5 protein-coding genes are annotated in these 7,972 nt (G+C 62.4%); all 5 read left to right on the top strand.

What is annotated here, in order from left to right; translation table 11 throughout:
* Window positions 1-146, top strand: a 146-nt coding sequence (locus KBA32_RS15545; RefSeq protein WP_294360806.1) for a TAXI family TRAP transporter solute-binding subunit, incomplete at its 5' end; no start/stop codon positions are given.
* 105 nt (window positions 147-251) lie between these two features.
* A complete protein-coding gene (locus KBA32_RS15540) occupies window positions 252-2,843 on the top strand; it encodes a TRAP transporter permease (RefSeq protein ID WP_294360804.1) in 2,592 nt (863 codons plus the stop codon).
* 152 nt (window positions 2,844-2,995) lie between these two features.
* Complete coding sequence (locus KBA32_RS15535) at window positions 2,996-3,667, top strand: TetR/AcrR family transcriptional regulator (protein ID WP_294360801.1); 672 nt, start codon at window positions 2,996-2,998, stop codon at window positions 3,665-3,667.
* On the top strand, window positions 3,667-4,743 hold the full coding sequence (locus KBA32_RS15530; protein ID WP_294360799.1) for an efflux RND transporter periplasmic adaptor subunit: 1,077 nt from the start codon (window positions 3,667-3,669) through the stop codon (window positions 4,741-4,743). Before KBA32_RS15535 ends, KBA32_RS15530 begins: the two co-directional genes overlap by 1 nt.
* On the top strand, window positions 4,740-7,832 hold the full coding sequence (locus KBA32_RS15525) for an efflux RND transporter permease subunit (protein ID WP_294360796.1): 3,093 nt from the start codon (window positions 4,740-4,742) through the stop codon (window positions 7,830-7,832). Before KBA32_RS15530 ends, KBA32_RS15525 begins: the two co-directional genes overlap by 4 nt.
* Window positions 7,833-7,972: the final 140 nt, after the last annotated feature.

Below are 7,972 nucleotides of genomic sequence, written 5' to 3'. Positions count from 1 at the left end.
CGGCGGTCTTCAACAACTTCGAGGAATTCAAGAAGCTGCACCCGGCGTTCGCCAACCTCGATCCGAAGGACATGGTCAAGAGCGGTCTTTCGGCGCAGTTGCATCCGGGCGCGATCAAGTACTACAAAGAAAAAGGCTGGATGTAGGACTCTCCGGGGCTGGACCCGGTTGAAGCAAGGACGGCTCCGTTCGGGAGCCGTCTTTGCGTTTGTATGGATCGGTTTTTTTGATGTTTGCATGAGAGGTGACCTGTGAGTCAGAACGAAGTTAACAAGTCGGGCATGACCGACGAAGAGATCCGGCAACTGGTTGCCGAATCCGACACGGGAGGGCGGCGTCCGCAGGGGCTGTCGGCGAAGATCGTGATGTACGTGGCGCTGGCGTGGTCGATGTTCCAGCTGTGGATTGCCTCGCCGCTGCCGTTCTCGCTCGGTGTCTTCGTGCTCAACGATACGCAGTCGCGCGCGATTCACCTGGCGTTCGCGCTCTTCCTCGGCTACATGTTGTTCCCGCCGCTGAAGAGTTCGCCGCGCACGCGGATTCCGGTACAAGACTGGATTCTGGCGTTGCTTGCCTCCTTCTGTGCCGCCTATCTCTACCTCTTCTACGCCCAACTGGCGGCGCGCCCAGGCCAGCCGACAACGCTTGATCTCGTCGTCGCGGTTGGCGGTATCGCGCTCTTACTTGAGGCAACGCGCCGCGTGGTTGGCTTGCCGATGACGATCATGGCCGCGATCTTCCTCGGCTACATCTTCCTCGGCCCGTACATGCCGGACATGATCGCGCACAAGGGCGCCTCGTTCGCCAAGGGCATGACGCACCAGTGGCTGTCGACCGAAGGCGTGTTCGGCGTCGCGCTCGGCGTCTCGTCCGGCTTCGTCTTCCTCTTTGTGCTGTTTGGCGCGTTGCTCGACACCGGCGGCGCCGGCAACTACTTCATCAAGTCGGCGCTTTCCGTCCTCGGCCACATGCGCGGCGGTCCGGCCAAAGCGGCCGTAGTGTCCTCGGGTCTGACCGGCCTGATTTCCGGCAGTTCGATCGCCAACGTGGTGACCGTCGGCACCTTCACGATTCCGCTGATGAAGCGCGTCGGCTACAAGCCGCACGTCGCGGGCGCCGTCGAAACGGCCGCTTCGGTCGACGGCCAGATCATGCCGCCGGTGATGGGTGCAGCGGCCTTCCTGATGGTCGAATACGTCGGCATTCCCTACACGCAGATTATCAAGCACGCGGCGCTGCCGGCGATCATGTCGTACATCGCGCTCTTCTACATCGTGCATCTGGAAGCCTGCAAGGCCGGCATCCAGGGTATTCCGCGCGAAACCATCGCGCCGCTCAAGAATCGTTTGATCAACATCCTGATGACGGTCAGCGGCGTCATCATCCTCGCCAACGTAGTGTATTACGGCCTCGGCTGGATCAAGGGTTTTGCCGGTGAGTCTTCGGTGTTCGTCATCGCCGCGCTCATGCTCGCCGCCTACATCGGCCTGCTCAAGTACGAAGCCGGCTATCCCGAATTGCACCTGGACGATCCCAACGCGCCGATCCTCAAGTGTCCGGAAGTCGGGCCGACGGTCAAGAGCGGCCTGCACTTCCTGCTGCCGGTCGTCGCGCTGATCTGGAATCTGATGATCGAGGAGCTCTCGCCTGCGCTCTCGGCGTTCTGGGCGACGATGTTCCTGATCTTCATCCTCGTCACGCAGCGTCCGCTCAGCGCCTGGTTCCGCGGCAAGAACAGCGTCGGCGAAGAGGTCGCGGAAGGTTTTCGTGATCTTAAGACCGGCCTCGTTGCAGGCTCACGTAACATGATTGGTGTGGCTATTGCCACCTCGACGGCAGGCATCATCGTCGGTACGGTCACCCTGACTGGTATCGGTCTAGTGCTTGCCGATGTGGTCGAGATGATGTCGGCCGGCAACCTGTTCATGATGCTGTGCTGGGTGGCGATCGCCTCATTGATCCTCGGCATGGGCGTTCCGACCACGGCTAACTACATCATCGTCTCGTCGCTGATGGCGCCAGTGGTTGTCGAACTTGGTGCGCAGAGCGGGCTGATCGTGCCGCTGATTGCCGTGCATATGTTCGTCTTCTACTTCGGCATCATGGCCGACGTGACGCCGCCGGTCGGCCTCGCCGCGTACGCTGCCGCCGGGATTGCCAAGGCTGATCCGCTGGTCACCGGCTTTACTGCGTTCTGGTACAGCATCCGCACCAGCGTGCTGCCGTTCATGTTCATCTACAACACGCAGTTGTTGTTGATTGGCATCGATAGCGTGCCGCATTTCATTCTGGTCGTAACGTCTGCCGTGGTCGCGAGCCTGTTGTTTGTTGCGGCTTCGCAGAACTGGTTCCTGACGCGAAGCCGTTGGTATGAAACGGCGCTGTTGCTGCTTATTGCATTCAGCCTTTTCCGCCCGGGCTTCTGGATGGACAGGATCGCGCCGCAGTTCGAAACCATTCCATCGACGCAACTGATTCAGTTGATTGAAAAGGCGCCTGCTGACGGTCAACTGCGTGTTTGGGTCGAAGGCGAGGACATCAACGGAGATCCGGTGAAGAAAGGCATGCTGCTTCCATTGGGCGAACCCGGAAGTGCCGCGCAGCGTCTGGAACGATTCGGGCTTCGCATCATTCCTTCCGGCGAACAATTCAGCGTGATGTCCGTCAAGTTCCGTAGTTCGGCTGCGAAGGCTGGATTCCAGGTGGGCCAGCTCATGACTTCCATCGAGGTCGAGACGGATCGGCCGAAGAAAGAGTGGATCTATGTTCCAGTGCTCTTTGTTCTCGCGCTGGTCGTTGTGCTCCAGCGTCGGCGAATCGCCACCGAGGCTCGCGTCGTGTAAATCGGGAAGCGAGATCAACAAAGGGGTTGCAGCGTCGTCTGCAGCCCCTTTTTTGTTTTTTTGCGGAACGAAACTCCAATCGTGTCGCTTGCTCGTTCCGGACGCCTGGAGATATATTACTGACCGGTCAGTCATTAACTGGGGCTTCTCCCATGCAGTCCGTTCAAGAAACCGTCACCACGGCGGCGGTGGGTAGCGCTGCCTCTCTTCGTCGCCGGCGCAAGGACGAGCGCCCGAGCGAGCTTGTCGCAGCGGTGCTCGATCTCTTTGTCGAGCGCGGTTTTGCGGCGACGCGCCTAGATGACGTTGCGGCGCGCGCCGGCGTCTCCAAGGGCACGCTCTACCTCTACTTCGAGAGCAAGGAGGCGCTGTTCAAGGCGGTGATCGAGGAGGCCATCGTGCCGCTCCTGGCGTCGGCCGAAGACGTGATCGCCAACGATCAGGGCACGTCGATCGATCTTCTGCGTCGCCTGCTCAACGGGTGGTGGGAGCAGATTGGCGCGACGCGGCTGGCCGGGGTGCCGAAGCTGATCATCGCCGAGGCGCGGAATTTTCCCGCGGTGGCGCAGTACTACCACGATGCCGTGATTGTGCGCGGACGCGCCTTGCTGCGCACACTCCTGCAGCGCGGCATCGAACGCGGCGAGTTCCGTCCGCTCGATCTGGAAACGGCCATCGACGTGATCTACGCTCCGCTGATGATGCTCGTCGTCTGGCGCTCCTCGCTGTGTTTCTGCGCCAAAGAGACCGATCCGGCGACCTATCTGAAAACCCACTTCGACCTGCTGGTGCAGGGCTTGTGCCAACCCAAAGGGCTTGCATGATGAATTCGAATCTGTTGCGCGGCGGCGTGCTGCTCGCGACCATCCTTCTTTTCGCCGGTTGCGGCAAGCCGGCGGCGCCGCCCGAGCCGATGCGCTCGGTGCTGACGCAGATCGTTGGTGCGGCGGCTGAAAGTGCGACTGCCACCTACGCCGGCGAAGTGCGTTCGCGTTACGAGACGCCGCTCGGTTTCCGCATTCCGGGCAAGGTTGCCGCGCGGCTGGTCGATGTCGGCACGCGCGTGAAAGCCGGCGACGTATTGATGCGGCTCGACCCTTCGGACACCGCGCTGACCGTGGCGGCGGCGACGGCAAAGCTCAATCTCGCGGAAGCCGACCTCGAACGCTACCGCGAACTGCGGGCGAAGAACTTCGTCAGCCAAGCCGTGCTCGACGCCAAGGAGACGGCCTACACGGCGACCAAGGCCGAGGCCGATCTCGCAGCCAACCAGAGCGCCTACACGGTGCTGCACGCCGACCAGAACGGCGTGATCGCGCAGGTTTCCGCTGAAGTCGGCCAGGTCGTCGCGGCCGGGCAGGCGGTCGTCAAACTTGCGCGCACCGATGCGCTGGAGGTTGCCTTTGCCGTGCCCGAGGCGCGCGCGCAGGCGGTGCGTTCGTTGAAGGTCGCCGAGGTCAGTCTGTGGGCCGAAGGCAGCCGGCGCTATGCCGCGGCGCTGCGCGAACTCTCGGCGGTGGCCGATCCGCTGACGCGTACCTACGCGGCGCGCGTCTCGATTCTCGAGCCTGACGAACACGTGCTGCTCGGCATGACGGCGAATGTGACCTTCCCGGGCGAAACCGGCGGCGTCGGCGCGAGCGGCACGGCGTCTCGCATCCAGGTGCCGCTGACGGCGATCTTCCAGCAGGAAGGCAAGCCGGCGCTGTGGGTCGTCGCGCCGGATCAGACGATTGCGCTGCGTCCGGTCAAGGTCGCGAGCTACGGTGAAGTGACGGCAGTGCTCGAAAGCGGTGTCACCGTGGGCGAACGGATCGTCGTCGCCGGCGTGCACAAGCTGACCGCCGGCGAGAAGATCAAGGCCGTCGATCAGTTGCCCAAGGCGCCGCTCGTGCCATGACGCATCTCAATCTTTCCGAATGGGGGCTGCGCCATCGCTCCATGATTGCCTACCTGATCATCGTCATGGTGGTCGGCGGCGTGTTCTCCTACTTCAAGCTCGGCCGCGCCGAAGACCCGGACTTCACCTTCAAGGCGATGGTTGTGCGCACGCTGTGGCCCGGCGCAACGGCGCAGGAGGTCGAGCAACAGGTGACCGAGCGCATCGAGAAGAAACTGCAGGAAGTGCCGTGGGCCGACGTCATCCGCTCGAACTCGAAGTCGGGCGAGTCGCTGGTCTTCATCATACTCAAGGACTACACGCCGAAGAAGGAAGTGCCCGAGGCGTGGTACCAGGTGCGCAAGAAGCTCGGCGATATCCGCCACACCTTCCCGGCCGGGATCCAGGGTCCGTTCATCAACGATGAGTTTGGCGATACCTTCATCAACATCTTCGCGCTGACCGGCGACGGCTTCGATCTCGCCCACTTGCGCCAGGAAGCCGACCGCGTGGCGCGCGAACTGCGCCAGGTGCCGGACGTGAAGAAGGTCGAACTCGTCGGTGTGCAGGACGAGAAGATCTTCGTCGAAATCTCGAATGCGAAGCTGGCGACGCTCGGTCTCGATCCGTCGGCGATCTTCGATGCCTTGCAGCGCCAGAACGCGATGGCGCCTTCCGGTTACTTCGAGACGGCGAGCGATCGCGTGCGCTTGCGTGTGTCCGGCGAATTCACCTCCGAGCAGAGCGTCAGCGAGATCGGCATCCAGGCCAGTGGCCAGTTCTTCCGCCTCGGCGACATCGCGACCGTCAAGCGCGGCTACGCCGATCCGCCGACGCCGCGCATGCGCGTCAAGGGCGAACCGGCGATCGGCGTCGCCGTCGCCATGAACAAGGGCGGCGACGTGATCAAGATCGGCGAGCGGCTGCGCGCCGAGGTTGCGCGCTTGCAGGCCGATCTGCCGCAGGGGCTCGACATTCACGTGGTCGCCGATCAGCCGACGATCGTCCGGCAGTCGATCGACCTCTTCATGTCGTCGCTTGCCGAAGCGGTTGTTATCGTCCTCGCGGTCTCTTTTCTCAGTCTCGGGCTGCGTACCGGCGCCGTCGTTGCCCTGTCGATTCCGCTCGTGCTGGCGATCACTTTCCTGATGATGGAGATGTTCGGTATCGACTTGCAGCGCATCTCGCTTGGTGCGTTGATCATCGCGCTGGGTCTCTTGGTCGACGACGCGATCATTGCCGTCGAGATGATGGTGGTGAAGATGGAGCAGGGCTGGGATCGCTTCCGCGCCGCGACGTTTGCCTACACCTCGACGGCGTTCCCGATGCTCACCGGAACGCTGATCACCGCCGCCGGCTTCATGCCGGTTGGCTTTGCGCGCTCGATGGCGGGCGAATACACCTTTTCGATGTTCGCCGTCGTGGTCATCGCACTGCTCGTTTCCTGGATCGTCGCCGTCGTGTTCACGCCGTACCTCGGCTACAAGATTCTCGATGCTAAGAAGCTGCACGCCCGGGCGCAGCAGCACGGCGACGACATCTACGCGACGCGTTTCTACCGGCGCATGCGTGCAAGCATCGAGTGGTGCGTCCGCCGCCGCTGGCTGGTCATCATCGCCACCGTGCTGGTCTTCGCGCTGTCGCTCGTCGCGCTCGGACGCGGCGTGCAGAAGCAGTTCTTCCCGGCGTCGGCGCGGCTGGAGCTGCTCGTTGACCTCTGGCTGCCGCAGGGCTCTTCGCTCAAGGCGACCGAAGTGCAAGCGAGCCGGGTCGAGCAGAAGCTGCTCGGCGACCCGGAGATGAAGAAGTCGATCAAGGATTTTGTCAGCTACATCGGCAATGGCAGCCCGCGCTTTTACCTGCCGCTCGACCAGCAGCTGTTCAACGACAACTTTGCGCAGCTCGTCATCGTCACGCACGACATCGCGGCGCGCGAGGATCTGAAAAAGCGACTGGAAACCTACTTCGCGACCGACAGCGCCGATTGGCAGGGCGGCCTGGCCAACATTCGCGCGCGCGTGCTGCGGCTGGAGAACGGGCCGCCGGTCGGCTTTCCGATCCAGTTCCGTGTCTCGGGTGAGAATCTCACCGAGCTGCGCCGTGCGGCCGAGCAGGTGGCGACGGTCATGCGTGCCAATCCGCATGTGAAGGACGTCAATTTCGACTGGAACGAGATGGGCAAGGCGATCCGTCTCGATATCGACCAGGATCGCGCCCGGGCGCTCGGCATCAGCACGCTCGACCTGTCGAACTCGATCAATCTGCCGCTCTCGGGAACGACGATTACGCAGATGCGCGAAGGCGATCAACTGGTCGACGTCGTCGTTCGCGCCAGTGGCGACGAGCGCGCGCGCATTTCGGCGCTGGAAGACATCAACATCCGCACGGCGGCCGGCCGTTACATTCCGCTGGCGCAGGTGGCGAAGGTCGATTACGAGCTGGAGAACGTCTTGATTAATCGCCGCAACCGCCTGCCGACCATCATCGTGCGCGCCGACATCCGCGACAACGTGCAGGCGCCGGTCGTCTCGGCGCAGATCGATCCGCAGCTGAACGCAGTGCGTGAAAAGCTGCCGCCCGGATTCCGTATCGAGCTCGGCGGCGCGACCGAGGAGTCGGCCAAGGGCGAGAACTCGATCAAGGCCGTGATGCCCTGGATGCTGATGGTCGTCGTTACGCTGTTGATGATCCAGCTGCAGAGCATCGGGCGCACCGTGCTCGTACTGCTGACGGCGCCACTTGGCCTGATCGGCGTGGCGATCGCACTGCTAGTCTTTAACGTGCCATTCGGCTTCGTCGCCAATCTCGGCGTGATCGCTTTGTTCGGCATGATCATGCGCAACTCGGTGATCCTCGTCGATCAGATCGAACAGGACGAAAAGGCCGGCAAGACGACGTGGGAGGCCATCGTCGGATCGACCGTGCGCCGCTTCCGCCCGATCATGCTGACCGCCGCCGCCGCCATCCTCGCCATGATCCCGCTCACGCGCAGCGTTTTCTGGGGGCCGATGGCCGTGGCGATCATGGGCGGGCTGATCGTCGCGACGCTCCTCACCGTCTTCTTCCTGCCCGCGCTCTATGCGGCGTGGTATCGGGTGAAGATCGGCTAAAGGTATAATTTCGCTCTGTTGGACTAAAGCATATTAGTCTATGCTAATATTTAATTCGTCACGAGGAACGCCATGGCCGCAGCGACAATGAACACCGAACAAGCACGCTTCAACATGATCCAGCAACAGATTCGCCCGTG

The sequence above is a fragment of the Propionivibrio sp. genome, from assembly GCF_017995515.1.
Classification (GTDB): domain Bacteria; phylum Pseudomonadota; class Gammaproteobacteria; order Burkholderiales; family Rhodocyclaceae; genus Propionivibrio.
Note: the sequence above shows the minus strand (reverse complement) of the source record. Positions and strands in the feature narration are given on the sequence as shown.

Coding starts and splice junctions, on each gene's coding strand:
- KBA32_RS15535 (WP_294360801.1), top strand. CDS start 2,996: ATGCAGTCCGTTCAAGAAACCGTCACCACGGCGGCGGTGGGTAGCGCT.
- KBA32_RS15530 (WP_294360799.1), top strand. CDS start 3,667: ATGAATTCGAATCTGTTGCGCGGCGGCGTGCTGCTCGCGACCATCCTT.
- KBA32_RS15525 (WP_294360796.1), top strand. CDS start 4,740: ATGACGCATCTCAATCTTTCCGAATGGGGGCTGCGCCATCGCTCCATG.